This is a genomic window from Oceanobacillus alkalisoli (genome assembly GCF_021556485.1).
Lineage (GTDB): Bacteria > Bacillota > Bacilli > Bacillales > Amphibacillaceae > Oceanobacillus > Oceanobacillus alkalisoli.
Window position 1 is genome coordinate 97869 of sequence record NZ_JAKGBW010000007.1, and the last position, 15707, is coordinate 113575.

Genomic DNA, 15707 nt, shown 5'->3' on the forward strand with positions numbered 1-15707 from the left:
AATAAGGAGAAGAATGATGAAAGAAATTGATCAAAAGCTCGCAGGTGAAATTGACCGTTTAACAAATAAAACATTTAAATTCGATGAACGTATCCGGGAAGGCTGGTTCTCAGCTGTATATTTTTTGAAAACGAAAAAGATTGCTGAGGAAAAAAATCCTAATAATCATGTAACGATGCAGTTTTTTCAAAAAGATGATGCTGTACTTTGCGGTACGGATGAGGTAATTGCTTTACTTCATACATTCGCTGACAATCCAGAGACATTGGAAATCAAATCACTGAAAGATGGAGACCGCATCAGTCCATATGAGACGGTCCTGACGATATCAGGTGCTTATCAGCAATTCGGTTATTTAGAAGGAATGATTGACGGAATACTTGCAAGAAGAACATCTGTCGCAACGAATGTATACAATGTGGTAAAAGCAGCGAGCATAACTGATAAACAAAAACCTGTCATCTTCATGGGGGACAGGGACGACCATTATACAACCCAGGCAGGGGATGGATATGCAGCATTTATTGGTGGTTCTACTGCTCAGGCAACTCATGCGATGAATGAGTGGTGGGGGAAAGAAGGCATGGGAACAATGCCACACGCACTCATCCAGATGTACCGCGGTGATGTCGTTGCAGCGGCTGAAAGCTATCATGAAGTATTCCCTGGAGATGAACTATCCGCTCTTGTCGACTATAACAATGATGTCATTACAGATTCTTTGAAGGTAGCAAAGCGTTTTGGTGAACAATTGAGCTCTGTTCGTCTTGATACTTCCCGTACATTGGTGGATAAATACTTCTTAAGAAATCATCATTTACTTGGAACATTCGACCCACGCGGAGTTAATCCCGAGTTATTATTTGCTTTACGGAAGGCGCTTGATGATGAAGGATTCCAGCATGTGAAAATCATGGTTTCCGGCGGATTTACCGAAGAACGCATTAAAGACTTTGAAGAAGCAGGTGTACCAGTTGATATGTATGGTGTAGGAAGAAGCTTATTACGGCTTAATATCGGATTCACAGGGGACCTCGTCCTATTGAATGGTTCACCGGAAGCAAAGGAAGGACGTAGATTTCGTCCGAATCCACGGCTTGAAGTGGTGGAATATAAAATCGTATAGAAGAGTATGTTCAAAAAGTACGGTAAAAATGACACTTCGTGAATGGGAGGTTCTACTAAGACCGTCCACGTCCTGTGGACAACGTAGAACTCACCACTTCCTGTGGAAGCTCGTTGGCTCGCTTTTCCGCTCCTCCTGTACCTGAAAACGTACATTCCGGTGCGGGGAGCTCTCGCCGCCTCGAACTTCGACGTACAGGACGTGTTCGTGTCGGCGGCGCAACAGAACGTTGCGTTTTTAGCCGACCTCGGTTCTTTTTATCCTCCTTTTTGAACGTTCTGTAGAAACAAGTTGGGATGAAAGAATTATGTTCATGTCCTTGATTGTTTGCTATAATAAGCTATTGTGTGATAATCTATCACAAACAGTAAGTCAAATCCTTTTTTGAACATGTGGAGGTTCTTTTTATGACAACTTACCATCTCATTGGTATAAAGGGAACTGGAATGAGTGCACTTGCACAAATTCTCTACGACTCCGGTGAGACCGTTCAAGGTTCGGATGTGGAAAAGCATTTTTTCACTGAAGAAGCTTTACTTGAAAAAAACATTCCAATTCTCCCCTTTTCTAAAGATAATATTAAAGCGGAATATACAATTATTGCGGGAAATGCATTCCCCGATAACCATGAAGAAATAGAAGAAGCGAAACGTTTAGGCTGCGAATTTTACCGATATCATGATTTCCTCGGGCGTTGGCTGAAAAAGTTCCGGAGTATCGCAATTACAGGCTCCCATGGGAAAACTTCAACGACTGGTTTGCTTGCCCATGTGCTGAATGAAGCCTTTCCGATCTCCCATTTAATCGGGGACGGAACGGGTAAAGGCCACGTGGACAGTGAATATTTTGTTTTTGAAGCATGTGAATACCGCAGACACTTTCTGAGTTATGAACCAGATTATGCAATTATGACGAACATCGATTTCGATCATCCGGATTACTTTACAAGTGTAGATGATGTCTTCTCTGCCTTCCAAGATATGGCAGATCGGGTGAAGAAGGGTATTATTGCTTGTGGTGATGATGAATACTTGCAGCGAATTACCGCTAATGTTCCCGTCCTGTATTATGGATTGGAGCCAGGCAATGATTTCCAAGCAAGAAACATTAAAACATCAGAAGAAGGCACTGTTTTTGATGTTTTTATCAGAAGCAATTATTATGATACGTTTACGATTCCAATGTACGGAGACCATCATATTTTAAATGCGCTCTCTGTCATTACATTGTGTCATTATGAAGGTATCCCTGCTAAAGAAATAAAGAGTTTGAGTTCATTCCGTGGAGTGAAACGGCGCTTTACAGAAAAGCATGTGGGTGATCAAATTATTATTGATGATTACGCTCATCACCCAAGAGAAATTAAAGCAACGATTGAATCAGCGCAGAAAAAATATCCGGATAAAGAAATTGTAGCTATATTCCAGCCGCATACTTTTACACGGACAAAGACATTTCTGCAGGAGTTTGCCGATAGTCTTGAAGGTGCTGACTCTGTCTATTTATGTGAAATCTTTGGCTCTGCCAGAGAAGAGGCCGGTAAATTAACAATCCATGATCTTCAAACGTTAATTGATGGTTGTGAAATTTTGGATATTGACCATACAGAGGTTCTAAATAAACATAAGGGCAGTGTGCTCATCTTTATGGGTGCTGGAGACATCCAAAAGTTTATCGAAGCTTATAAGCCTGGAACCCATCCAGAAGTATTGAATAAGTAGAGAATGGAAAGTCTGTCCAGGCAACCTTAGGTAGGAGGCCGTTTGGGCAGACTTTTTTTACATATCTTCTTATTAGAAGAGCTGGAGGGAATTATATGGTCCATTATCTTCCCATTTAAAGCGCTATAGCACAGTCCTAGGAAAATAACCACCTATTTTGGAGTGCTTTTGCGCTTCTCTGTCCCGCCGTATCATTCGAAATTTCATTCACTACGTTATATACTGTTTCTATAAGTTGATGTTTAATGAGGGATAGTTAGGGTATAAAGTAATTAAGTACCGCTAATCTATCTAACAAAAGCAATTATTTGTTAAAAGGAGCTGAAAATATGGAAGTCATGCTTTACATTGCTATAATCATCGCAGTTATAGCTCTTGTGGTACTAACGATTTACATTATCCATACCGTAAAGGTAACAAAAGGATTTTTGAATGAAACAAAGACAACATTACAAGGACTAGAAACACAATTAAAAGGAATAACGGATGAAACGACCGAGCTCCTGAATAAGACGAATCGGCTGGCTGCTGATGTCGAACTCAAATCCAGCAAAATTGACGGTTTAGTTGATGGCGCACAAGGTGTTGGTGAGACGATGAAGGAGTTTGATCATTCGTTAAAACAACTAACGAATAGTATTTCTCGTGCATCGCAGGAAGATCAAGAAAAGACGAACCAAGCGGTGAAATGGGGAGCATCTATTTTAGAATATGTCCTGAAGAGAAAAGAAAGTAAGTATTAATTAATTTTCAACTTTATGGAGGGAATAACAATGGCAGAAAACAATAATACGAGAGATTTTGCAATTGGCGTTGCACTAGGGGCAGTAATTGGTGCATCAACCGCTTTACTGTTTGCACCTAAATCTGGAAGAGAAACTCGACACGATTTGAATAGGGGTGCTCAGCAAGTAAGAAACCGTGCTGGAGAATTTAAAGATATTGCAGCCCAAAAGGGGTCGAACTGGAAAGATAAAGCCTACACAACTGGCGCAGAATTCAAGCAAAAAGCAATGGATACAGGCACAGAATTAACGAAGAAATCTAAAGAGTTAACGAAAACTGCTGCAAATAAAGCCCAAGATGTAACGAAAGCAGTTACAGAGAAGACAAAGGATGCAACAGAGAAAGTGGCTGACCAAGCGGAGAAAACGGTAGCTGAGGCAGATGAAAAGTTAAACGAAGCAAAAGAAACAGTTAAACAAGCTGCTGCAAAGACAGACAAAAAGGTTGAGCAGGCTGCTAATAAAGCTGATAAAAAAGTAGAAAAAACAGCTAAAGATGTCAGTAAGAAAATAGAAGAAGATGCAGATAAAGCAGCCGAGGCAGTTAAAACTGGTGATAAAGAATTGAAAAGCAATAAAAACAGCAGTGGTACAACGAGATAAATATAAAAAGGCTACAGACTAAAATAAGCGTCTGTAGCCTTTTTATGTAAATAAACCGAGAACAATCGTAATTATAATCATGAGGGGCGAATTTAATCAATCATCCCACACAATTCCTAAGGCGTCCCCGTCGTTAATAGGCGTATCAAATCCAGCTTTTTCGTTATTACAACAGAGGGTGAAGTTTCCAGTCGCATTTGTTAAATCTAACGCAACATAGCGAAATATGTCCTGAAAAACAAAGGTGGAAACTTCTTTTTCTTGTATGGTCAGACGGATATGCGGATGTAGTTCACTTTCTTTATGTAATGTCTGTCCTTTATTTGAAACTGTATAGGCAGATTTATAAAGAGTGACAGGTTCTTTATTGAAAAATACTTGAATCGAATAGGAATCCGATTTTTCGAGAGCTTCAAAGATATCTCTTACAATTGGTGTTCTAGCTGGAATAAGTTTCAGTTCATCATCATCGTGTAATATCGTTTCCATGGATGCTTCCTTATCATTAACAAGAATTGTTGTTTTTCCAATTGGTAAATCCAGCCTCTTTCGGTTGACGTAAATTGGAAACGCTAATTTAATATCTTTATCGTAACTGGAATGTTCTAGCAGGTCTTTTACACGCTCTCGTTTCGTCCACTGGATTTCGTCTTTATCTAGAATGCGATAACTAGCAGTTTTAAGCTGGCCATTTACAGTAAATGTTGTACCGAGCGTGTGATATTCTTCATTGAATTTTACGCTTATCGTTTTTGTTTCCCCAATTAATTCCTCAAGTGTAATTGTCGCACGTTCTCCGTCTTGTCCTTTTCTTAGTTCCATTATGTCATCCTGCTTGATACAGGTGTCTACTGTAGCCGGTCTGCCATTTAAGAGGATGCTTGGAGGCTCACCGAACCTGCCGGGAATCGTAACATCTTTCCCGTTCACCTTGATAATCGCAGCAATGCCAGGCTTTCCATAATAGCGATGGATCTCAATGCCTGCCTGTACAAAGGCGTCACCAACCGTCAATTCATTCACTTCAAAGAGCCGGACTATACTATCGTTAATCGTAACTTCTGTATATTGCACTGGACGCTCTTTTGCAGTGATTGCAATTCCGATAGGTGTGACAAAAATTGGTCCTTCAAATAATGTATCATCCACTTGGAGCTGCTGGATTGCTTCCACCCCTCGGATTGCTACTCGGTTGTCAGGTAAATCAAGATGTGTTGCTATATTCTCGGCGATCGTCGGCGTAAGACTTCCGCCGCCAACTAACATGACAGCACGAGGAGCTTTTCCGTTCAAACTTTTAATTTCATTAGCAATTACAGTTGCAAGCCGGTCAATTTCACTTTTTATATTTTCAACGAAAGCATCATAAGTAAGAGTGGAAGTGAACCCGAGAATATCTTCTATTTCGGCTTCGTTTTCCAAGACGATTTTTCTTTTTACTTTTTCCGCTTCTGGAAAGTCGAGTAAATAATAGTCACTGAGCGCTTCAGTTATCTCATCTCCAGCAATCGGCACCATTCCGTAGCTGACTACTGTTCCTTGTTCGGTTATTGCAATGTCACTTGTACCGGCACCAATATCTACTAGGACAACATTTAAGCGGCGCATGGACTCCGGGATGAGGACATGAAGGGCAGCAATCGGTTCAAGCGTCATCGCTTCTACTTCCAGATTTGCCATTCGAACTGCCTGAAGTAAAGATTCAACAACTACTTTAGGTAAGAAAGTAGCAATTACTTCTGCGCTAGCTTCATTACCGGTTTGTTCGATAAGCGAGCCGATCCGTTCTTTGTCTAATTTATAATAGAGTAAGGAGTACCCAACACAATGATAGCTTTGATAGCTGTCTGCATGCTTTTCTGACCCCAATTTTTCTTGGGCAGCTTGGAGAGCAGCGAGTTCAAGATGCTTCACATCCTCATTGTTTTTAATCGGAAATTTCCTTAAATCAATCGTTGCACTTGCTTCCATCGTTTTTAACGACCGACCGGCAGCTGCGACACATACTTTATGTAAAGGGGCACCATAGTTTGTCTCGAGTGTAGCTTTTACTTTTTTTATCGTTGCCGCAACTGCGGGGACATCATGGATCTGTCCGTCCCGCATGGAGCGTGCTTCGTGTTCTATCATGCAATGATCAATCAGCCGGATGGAATTCTTATCTCTATCGATTAATACACCGGTAACTGACCTTGTACCTATGTCTAATGCGAAAATTATGTTTTCCACGATGCTCACCTCTTTCAATCTCTATCTACTAATCTACCACACATTAACGGGCTGTAGTACCCCGACCTCTTAGCGGGATAAAATAAAGAAGTGGAGGTCTTGGGTAAAACTGCCCTAACGAAATAAAGTTTTATACCACGGAAATCTGACATTGTCCGACATAATATTATTTTTATTAAATTAATAGTGACAAATAACAGATTCTTAGCTATAATTGTGTCTAATTATTAAAAACTGTGCAGGGGGCTTACGAATGAGTAATCAAATGGAACAGCTGAGAGAGCAATTAGATGAAGTGAACTTAGAGATTTTGGACTTAATTAACCGTCGGGCAGAATTAGTTCAGGAAATCGGCAAGGTGAAATCGAAACAAAGTACACATACATTTGATCCGGTCCGTGAAAGAGAAATGCTTGATAATATTAAAAAGCATAATACCGGCCCGTTTGAAAATGCAACAATCGAACATATTTTCAAAGAAATATTTAAAGCAGGTCTAGAGCTTCAACAAGATGACAATCAAAAAGCCTTACTCGTATCCCGGAAAAACCAACCCGAAAATACAATCGTTGAAATTAATGGGGCGAAAATTGGGAATGGCTCTGCAAATTATGTATTTGGACCATGTGCAGTTGAAAGTTATGAACAAGTAGCGCAAGTAGCTGAAGCAGTTAAAGCGAAGGGCTTGAAGTTACTCCGCGGTGGAGCATTCAAACCACGTACTTCCCCATATGATTTCCAAGGACTTGGAGTTGAGGGACTGCAAATCCTAAAACGTGTCGCGGACGAATATGATTTAGCAGTGATTAGCGAAATTGTTAATCCGGCTCATATTGAAGAAGCGGTGGAATATATCGATGTTATTCAAATCGGTGCTAGAAACATGCAGAACTTTGAATTATTAAAAGCGGCAGGGGAAGTGGACAAGCCAGTTCTCTTAAAGCGTGGCTTATCCGCAACAATCCAGGAATTCATTAATGCTGCAGAATACATTATCTCTCGCGGGAATACCAATATCATCCTATGTGAACGCGGAATTAGAACATATGAAACAGCGACACGAAATACGCTCGACATTTCGGCTGTACCTGTTCTGAAAAAGGAAACACACTTACCAATTCTTGTTGACGTTACACACTCAACAGGTAGAAGAGATTTATTATTGCCAACTGCAAAAGCAGCACTTGCAATCGGAGCAGATGGAATTATGGCAGAAGTCCATCCAGACCCTGCAGTAGCATTATCTGACTCTGCACAACAAATGGACATTCCAACATTCGATAAATTCTTTGAAGAAATTACAGATTTGGAAAATCGTTTGAAATAAAACATAAAGGCGCAGGTGTTAGGCGGAATAATCACTATCGAACACATCTTTACTCAATCATTTCGCAAGTAATGAGTTAATTAGGACATAACTGTTTATCTTTGAGATATAATAGTTATGTCTTATTTTTTAGGGTAAAATTAATGAATTTCATAATACGTATTTAATGCTTCACCATCACCATATGTAGTTGAGTTGATTCGTTCCCAACTACATATGGTGATGGAATAGCCGACTTTGGTAATGATGAAATTCATTCAAATAGGTATAATATAAGTTTTCATGAAAATTTTCATGTTATTTTTGAAAAATATTTCATGGTAGAGTATGATAGAAAAAAGAGAACGAATATACTGGAGGTATATGTGATGACTGTAACGATTTATGATGTCGCAAGAGAAGCGAACGTATCTATGGCGACTGTCTCCCGTGTTGTAAACGGAAACCCGAATGTTAAACCTACCACAAGGAAAAAAGTACTTGCTACAATTGAACGCTTAGGCTATAGGCCAAATGCGGTAGCCCGCGGCCTTGCAAGTAAGAAAACGACGACGGTAGGTGCGATTATTCCGGATATATCCAATATTTTCTTTTCGGAACTTGCAAGAGGAATTGAGGATATCGCAACGATGTACAAGTATAATATTATTTTAAGTAACTCTGATTCTAAGAAAGAAAATGAATTACTACTCATTAATACAATGCTTGAAAAACAAGTGGATGGAATTTTATTTATGGGCGGTAATATTACCGACGAACATATCCAACAATTTAAAACATCTTCCGCTCCTGTTGTACTGGCGGCGACGTATGATTCGTCCAACGAAATCCCGTCTGTTAACATCGATTACGAATTAGCAGCTTACGAAGCAACGAAAGAGCTGACCAATAACAATAATAACGAACAGCCTGCGTTTGTGGGCAGCTTACGTGATACGGTTGTCAACGATTTGAAGTACGAAGGCTACGTTCGTGCAGTGAAAGAGGCAAACATCGAATTCAATGAAGATCTTGTATTCACGATCGATGCATCCTATGATGAAGGACTTGCTGTAGCAGAGAAGCTCCTCGAACTGGAAAGCAAGCCTTCCAGTGTTTTTGTCACAAGTGATGACGTGGCAATCGGTGTCATTCATGGTTTCCAAGACCGTGGACATAAGGTTCCGGAAGACATTCAAGTATTTGGATTTGATAATACGAAACTTGCGAAGATGGTTCGTCCGACTTTAACAACAGTTGTTCAACCAATGTATGATATTGGAGCTGTTGCAATGCGTCTATTAACGAAATATATGAATAAAGAAGAAGTAACGGATAAAAATGTTGTTCTTCCGCATCGACTTGAAAAAAGAGATTCAACATTATCCAACTAATGCCGATATAAGAAGAGAAGCTATCGGTCAAAGTTGCTGCTGACTTCAAATTCAATCCACTGATTGAAAATGTCAGTAGCATCGGTATAAGGGCCAGTATTGCTTTCAACTCACGTATATATTTGAAGTTTGGAGAGATTACGATGACAAAAAAAGACATACTGACTCCAATCGGCATTACAGTTGGATTTATGATGATTATTTTCGCAATCAGTACGAATGGGGAAACTGGGAATATTTTAATTTTTCTAGACGTCCCTTCTATTTTCATTGTACTAGGCGGGGTGGTCGGATCCCTTTTAATCAGTTTTAAGTTAGAGCAGATTAAATTGACTGGTAGGGTGATTAAAGAGTCATTCGTCAAAACGGAAGATCGCTTGCCAGAAATGATCGAGCTGTTCATTCGTTTATCCGAGCGGGCCAGGAGAGAAGGTATTCTGGCATTGGAGAATGAATTGGATGAAGTAGAGGATCCTTTTATTAAAAAAGGTATTATGCTTGCTGTTGATGGAATTGAACCGGAAGTAATTACTGACATTTTGAATGCAGAAATTACGGCAATGGAAGAAAGGCATTATAAAGGGCGTACAATCATTGAAAAAGCAGGGGAGTATTCACCGGCCTGGGGAATGATTGGAACGCTTGTCGGGCTTGTATTGATGCTGAATCAGCTATCTGATCCAGCTACATTAGGTCCAGCGATGGCGATTGCCTTAATTACGACTTTATATGGTACAGTTCTCGCCAACCTCGTGTTCATCCCGATGGCAAGTAAGTTGGAAGCAAAAACAGAAGAAGAAGCTTTCTTAAAACAAATTATCATCGAAGGAATTATTGGTGTCCAGTCTGGTCAAAATCCACGAATATTAGAAGAGAAGCTAAGTGCCTTTATCTCTAATACAGATAAGCAGAAGTATCAAGAAGCGAAAGAAAAAGAAGAGGAAGCAGCGCGTTCTGGGTTTGTGGAGGATCGGGTAAATGAAGCGTAGACAAAGAAAACCGGATAAGGGTGCGGCAAAATGGCTCGTTACCTATTCGGATATGATAACGTTGATTCTTGTGTTTTTCATTCTATTATTTTCAATGTCCCGAATTGATCAGATTAAATTTGAAGCAGTGGCGGAATCATTTCAAAACCGGGAAGTGCTTGATTTCCTGCCATCCGTTGTCCCGAACAGTTACCCGCAGGAAGGTAATAACATTGCGGAAAGTGGTAAGGACGAATCGGACGACCCGATTGATGTGAACGTCAGCCGGGATGCCTATATAAGCAAGCAACAGGAAGAAGAGTCTTTAAATGAACTTGTGGAAAGTGTTGAAGCATATTTGGATGAGCATGCGTTAAATGATGAAATTACAGCTGCAATTACAGAACGTGGTGTCCTGCTCGTGCTGCAAGATAGCATCTTTTTCAATATGGGAGAAGCGGTTATCTTGGATGAGGGGAAACCGTTCCTTGAAGAAATTGGGAGCTTATTTTCACAAATGCCGAATGATATTAAAGTGGAAGGTCATACAGACACGAGACCAATTAATACATACCGGTATCCGTCCAATTGGGAATTATCCGGTGCGAGAGCAAGCAGTGTAGTCCGGTATTTGATTGAGGAATTTAATTTAGAAGAATCGCGTTTTTCGATTGCTGGCTATGGTGATACAAGACAAGTTGCTCCGAATGATTCAGAAGAGAATATGAGTCTGAACCGGCGAGTGGAGATTACAATTTTAAATACGGACTATGAAGATGAATAACCGATTTTCATAATCAAAAAAGCAGAAAGAAAATCTCTCTCTGCTTTTTTTTATTGCTTGAATGAATTTCATAATTACCAAAGTCGGCTTTCCCATCACCGTATGTAGTTGGGAACGAACCAACTCAACTACATATGGTGATGGTGAAGCATTAAATACGTATTATGAAATTCATTAGCTTTATTTAAATATTTTATTTTTCATTGCTTCCTGGACAATTTCTTTTTCCGAGAAGTAAATCTCTTGATCGCCAATAACTTGTGTTGTTTCATGTCCTTTGCCGGCAAGGAGAACGCAGTCCTCTGGATTACTCGATTCAATCGCATGCTGTATTGCTTCAGCTCGGTCTTCGATTGCAATATAATTTCCTTTATTCCGGTCAAGTGCATCGGTTGTTTCCTTCATAATCGTTGCGATATCATGCTTTTTCGGATTATCCAATGTGACAATGGAATAATCGGCGTATTCGGCAGCGACACGCCCCATGCCATAACGTTTATCTCTTCCATTCTCACTCATATCAGCATAAACCCCGAAGACGAGGATGAGTTTCCCTTTTACAAATGGTCTAAGAACAGTGATCGCTTTCTGTAAGGCATCCTCTGTATGGGCAAAATCAACAACGACTCGAAAATCTCCTTGTTTATATACCGTCTCAAGTCTGCCTGAAATATGTTTCACCGTATCCAGGCCAGTTTGAATCGCCTCTATGCTTATTCCGTTACAGTAAGCTGCTGCAATGGCTGCTAAGCTATTGGATACATATATTTCACCGGGCAGATGAATCGTAATACGTGCTGACTCATTCGGCGTATGCACGGTAAAAGACGTTTGTTCAAAGGAATAATCAATATCTGTCGCATAAAAATCAGCTTTTTCATGGATGCCATAGGTAATTGTTCTCACTTCTGGATTATTTAATAGTTGTACCAATTTTTGTCCATAAAAATCATCGACATTGACGATATTAAAGTCATGTGTCATTGTAAATAGTTCGGCTTTTGCTTGGAAATAGTCATCCATTGTTTTATGTAATTCCAGATGATCTGGGCTTAGGTTTGTAAAAATCCCCGTCGTAAAGGAAGTATAAGCAGAACGTTTCAGTTGCAGGGAGTGAGAAGAAACTTCTATTAAACAATAATCATGTTCTGTCCGTTTCATATCGTCTAGAAATCGCTGAAGGTCAATCGCTTCAGGAGTTGTGTTATTCGTTGGTATGATTTCTTCATTCATCAGCGTTCCCAGCGTTCCGATCACTCCGGTTTTCTTATTCGCTTTATCAAGAATCGCTTTCAGAAAATGGGTGATGGAGGTTTTTCCGTTCGTTCCGGTAATTCCAATTACGTTTAATGTTTCGGATGGATGCCGGTAGAAATTAACGGAGGCTTTTGCCATCCCATCTCTCGTATTTGATACTTTTATTACGGTAACATCAGAAGAAACAGGAATTTCCCTTTCTACGAGAATTGCACGCGCTCCATTCTTAACAGCCTCTTGTGCTTTATCATGGCCATCTAATGTGAAGCCTTTTATACAAATAAAAAGGCTATCAACTTGGTTTTCGCGAGAATCATATGTAAGAATAGAAATTTCTTGATTTATATCTCCTTGAATGACTTCATAATCCATATTTTCCATAATGTCTTTTAGTAACAATCCGTCCATCTCCTTCTTAGAAAGACAAGGTAAATCACTTGTTAAAAATGTTTGCCTGTTTATTATAGCTCTTCTAAAAAAGAATGTCTATGCAGGAAGGCTAATGAGAGACATTAAAAAAGCTCGTGTATATCCAGTGAATCCACCACATATACACGAGAAATTTTTAATTTCATCCTTGTAAATTTTGTTTGGGAAGGGTTGCGTATTTCAACATGGCTTCCAGCAGCTTTAAATTTTTTTCTTCAATTTCAAGCTTTCTCGGAATTTCAGGAAAAGCCTCTTTACTGTCATGCCATGTCGTTGGCAAGGGAACAGGAGACTCTTTTTCCCATTTCTTTAACCAGCTTGAAGGAAGATCCCCATTCATTACTTTGCCTCGCTTCATCACACTCCAAATCTGTGCCCACGCTCGTGGGACGGTACGCCAAATGTCATAGCCGCCCCCACCAGTTGCAATCCACTTGCCACTACAATATTCGTGGGCGAGCTCATGGGCGAGTAACGGAATTTTTTCATAAACTGCCATGGATGTACATAAATGGGTGAGTGGATCAAATGTATGAGCGTCTGCACCATTTTGCGTAAGAATGACGTCCGGTTTAAAATAATCAACTATTTCTTTGAAAGCAGTTTCATAAAGCTGCAGGAAAGATTCATCCTGGGTATATGCATCGATCGGCAAATTAAATGAATACCCATGTCCTGCTTTAATGCCACGTTCGCGTACGTCACCAGTTCCTGGGAATAAATAACGGCCAGTTTCATGAATTGAAAACGTACAGACATACGGATCGTCGTAAAAAGCCCACTGGACCCCGTCCCCGTGATGTGCATCTGTATCGACGTATAGCACCTTCAGATTATATTTTTCCCGAATATATTTAATCGCAACTGCACCATCATTATAGATACAAAATCCAGATGCTTGTCGCTCAAAACCATGATGGAGCCCTCCACCAAGATTCAATGCGTGAATAGCTTCCCCGGACAATACTGCGTCAACTGCCGTGAGTGTCCCTCCAACAAGATAACTCGATGCGTCATGCATATCGGTAAACATCGGAGTATCCTCGGTACCGAGTCCGAAAACCATTCCTTGTTCTTTTGTGAGTTTATCTTTTCCAGCTCTTTTAACCGCATCAATATATTCACGGCTATGAAACAAAGCCAGTTCCTCCTCGGTCGCTTTACGCGGTGCAATAATATCCTCCGCTTGAATCAATTCAACCGCGTCCAGCAGTTCCTTCGTTAGCAACACTCGCTTTTGATTGAATGGATGCTCTGGATTAAAATGATACGTTAAAAGATCATCGGAAAATATGAATTTAACTTGTTCACTCATACTTTTGGCTCCATAATATTATTTGGCCAGAGTAATTTAAAGCCAGCCTCCCTGATTCCCCGGATAATCGGCATTGGATTCATCGTCTGAACCCGGAAGACGAGCACTTTATATTCCGGATCATCCCCGTAAGGATAAATAAGAATGGAAACGATATTCACATTATGGTCACCGATGATTTGCGCAACTTCAGGAAGGATGCCTGGTCGATGCGGTACTTTGACTTCTATTTGGGAACTTTGTACATGGGTTCCAGTAAGTTGAATAAAGGTATGCAGCATGTGCTTTTCAGTTACCATTCCAACAAGCTCGTCATTTTGTACGACAGGAACACAAGCAAATTCTTTTTCATAAAAAATCCGGGCGATTTCCTCCACAAAATCCAGTGGATGAACGGTCACAACCGGGTAAGTCATAATCGTTTGAATTTCATTTTGTAATTCTTGCCGGTCGGCATCTTTAAGGAAGCTTGAAGGCATGGCGTCACGGACATCCCGGTCAGAAACGATTCCAATTACCTGGTTAGCTTTATCAACAATTGGTATATGTCTTATTTTATTTTCTTTTAATAAACGGAGTGCTTCCTCAATTGTTGCAGTAGGCGGGAGCGTAATAACTTCGGTGTTCATGATGCTTTCTACTAACATGATTCATCCCTCACTTTTTATTCGTTGATTGTATCTTGATAGAAAACGTAAATTGTCAAACACTTCAACGGTGGTTTCCGGGACATTTTTTCCGACACGGACCATTAAAGTGTTGGCCGGGTGGGAAATAATTTCCGGGTCATCGGTTGGTGCAGGGGTCAGCCCGCCGGAAGCCATCATTTTCTCCATTACTTTCCGGTAGTCCCAGATGCTTAATTTCGTACCTTCAAGATCCCAGTGCCAATAATACTCGGTAGAAATTACAATATAATTTTCCATGTAATCATCTAACATGGATAGTTTCAATAAGTTAGAAGCTACTCGTTGTCCGCGATAGTCTGGTATGATTTCGATTGCTCCTAATACGATTAATTCTTTCATTTTAAAGGTTGACCAACGTTCAAGTGGATCAGGGTAAAGATAGGTTACATAACCGACGATCATTTCTTCTGTTCGGGCGACGATAATTCTTGCTTCTTCAAATGAAGCAATTTCAAGAAGAGCCTCAAATTGCTTTTTTGCAGGTCGAAAGGCGACTAATTTGTCGTGAAAATTATACTTTTTTAACTCGTCGGATGAGAGGGGACCCTCGATTGTAATCGGCCCGTTGGACGTTTCATAAGTTATGGAATGAAAGGTTTTTATATGTTCCATGGCTTCACCACCTAATAATTAATGCGCTTACATTTAGTATACAACACTTTTCGGTTATTTTTTAGTATTTTGTGAATATTTATTTTGAATTAAATAGAAAGCACAAAGGCGGAAGCGCCCGTTTAGCAACGTACAAACTGTGCCTCCCAGGATGGGAGGTAGTTCGATGTTGCCCCAGGAAGGGGTGAACTTAATCGAACCTCCTTTTTACCGGAAGGGAGATAAAGGAAACATGCCCCTTTAGGGGTAGACGTGAGTTGGGCTTTAGCCCGAATTTAAACGGCCCTCCTTTAGTTATGAGCCGATGTTGACTTTCACCACAAGGGTATAAGTGCAACTAAGCCTCACAAAGACCGAGCGGATAAGTCTTCTTTATCGATTGGAGGAGTGTGAAGTTTGAGACTGCGCACTGCTCGTTCCACCAAAAAATTTGCTAGTTGCTCGTCGTGTTGCAAGATTACTCGGTGAAGACACACTCCTCGCAGACGC

13 protein-coding genes are annotated in these 15707 nt (G+C 40.3%); 8 read left to right on the forward strand and 5 right to left on the reverse strand.

From position 1 onward, the window contains the following. The first annotated feature begins 16 nt into the window (after positions 1 to 16). The 4 genes from LZD48_RS09035 to LZD48_RS09050 all read left to right on the forward strand — a co-directional run bounded on the left by LZD48_RS09035 (position 17) and on the right by LZD48_RS09050 (position 4235). Positions 17 to 1126 carry a nicotinate phosphoribosyltransferase gene (locus LZD48_RS09035; RefSeq protein ID WP_235762405.1) on the forward strand — a complete coding sequence of 370 codons (1110 nt, stop codon included), beginning with the start codon at positions 17 to 19 and terminating at the stop codon, positions 1124 to 1126. Between the two features lie 407 nt (positions 1127 to 1533). Then, a complete protein-coding gene (gene murC / locus LZD48_RS09040; RefSeq protein WP_235762406.1) occupies positions 1534 to 2847 on the forward strand; it encodes a UDP-N-acetylmuramate--L-alanine ligase in 1314 nt (437 codons plus the stop codon). 329 nt (positions 2848 to 3176) lie between these two features. Beyond that, positions 3177 to 3590: a DUF948 domain-containing protein gene (locus LZD48_RS09045; protein ID WP_235762407.1), complete on the forward strand. Its 414-nt coding sequence runs from the start codon at positions 3177 to 3179 to the stop codon at positions 3588 to 3590. A gap of 30 nt (positions 3591 to 3620) precedes the next feature. Beyond that, positions 3621 to 4235 (forward strand): YtxH domain-containing protein, encoded by a 615-nt coding sequence (locus tag LZD48_RS09050; RefSeq protein ID WP_235762408.1) that lies wholly within the window; start codon positions 3621 to 3623, stop codon positions 4233 to 4235. Positions 4236 to 4331: 96 nt separating this feature from the next. Here LZD48_RS09050 and pilM read toward each other — a convergent pair whose 3' ends face one another. Further along, positions 4332 to 6464, reverse strand: coding sequence for a pilus assembly protein PilM (gene pilM, locus LZD48_RS09055; RefSeq protein WP_235762409.1), 2133 nt, complete (start codon positions 6462 to 6464; stop codon positions 4332 to 4334). A gap of 253 nt (positions 6465 to 6717) precedes the next feature. On the opposite strand from pilM, the gene LZD48_RS09060 reads away from it, so the two are divergent. The 4 genes from LZD48_RS09060 (at position 6718) to motS (ending at position 10916) form a co-directional block, all read left to right on the forward strand. Next, positions 6718 to 7791, forward strand: coding sequence for a bifunctional 3-deoxy-7-phosphoheptulonate synthase/chorismate mutase (locus LZD48_RS09060; RefSeq protein ID WP_235762410.1), 1074 nt, complete (start codon positions 6718 to 6720; stop codon positions 7789 to 7791). Positions 7792 to 8159: 368 nt separating this feature from the next. Beyond that, positions 8160 to 9164, forward strand: a complete 1005-nt coding sequence (gene ccpA / locus LZD48_RS09065; RefSeq protein WP_235762411.1) for a catabolite control protein A — start codon at positions 8160 to 8162, stop codon at positions 9162 to 9164. 143 nt (positions 9165 to 9307) lie between these two features. After that, positions 9308 to 10153: a flagellar motor protein MotP gene (gene motP, locus LZD48_RS09070; protein WP_235762412.1), complete on the forward strand. Its 846-nt coding sequence runs from the start codon at positions 9308 to 9310 to the stop codon at positions 10151 to 10153. Next, positions 10143 to 10916 carry a flagellar motor protein MotS gene (gene motS / locus LZD48_RS09075; protein ID WP_235762413.1) on the forward strand — a complete coding sequence of 258 codons (774 nt, stop codon included), beginning with the start codon at positions 10143 to 10145 and terminating at the stop codon, positions 10914 to 10916. The genes motP and motS overlap by 11 nt, the downstream gene beginning before the upstream one ends. Before the next feature lie 180 nt (positions 10917 to 11096). Here motS and LZD48_RS09080 read toward each other — a convergent pair whose 3' ends face one another. The 4 genes from LZD48_RS09080 to LZD48_RS09095 all read right to left on the reverse strand — a co-directional run bounded on the left by LZD48_RS09080 (position 11097) and on the right by LZD48_RS09095 (position 15218). Continuing rightward, entirely contained in the window at positions 11097 to 12572 is a 1476-nt protein-coding gene (locus tag LZD48_RS09080; RefSeq protein ID WP_235762414.1) for a UDP-N-acetylmuramoyl-L-alanyl-D-glutamate--2,6-diaminopimelate ligase, read from the reverse strand. Between the two features lie 172 nt (positions 12573 to 12744). Continuing rightward, positions 12745 to 13917: an acetoin utilization protein AcuC gene (locus LZD48_RS09085; protein WP_235762415.1), complete on the reverse strand. Its 1173-nt coding sequence runs from the start codon at positions 13915 to 13917 to the stop codon at positions 12745 to 12747. Continuing rightward, a complete protein-coding gene (locus LZD48_RS09090) occupies positions 13914 to 14564 on the reverse strand; it encodes an acetoin utilization AcuB family protein (protein WP_235762416.1) in 651 nt (216 codons plus the stop codon). Before LZD48_RS09090 ends, LZD48_RS09085 begins: the two co-directional genes overlap by 4 nt. 3 nt (positions 14565 to 14567) lie before the next feature. After that, a complete protein-coding gene (locus LZD48_RS09095) occupies positions 14568 to 15218 on the reverse strand; it encodes a GNAT family N-acetyltransferase (RefSeq protein WP_235762417.1) in 651 nt (216 codons plus the stop codon). Positions 15219 to 15707: the final 489 nt, after the last annotated feature.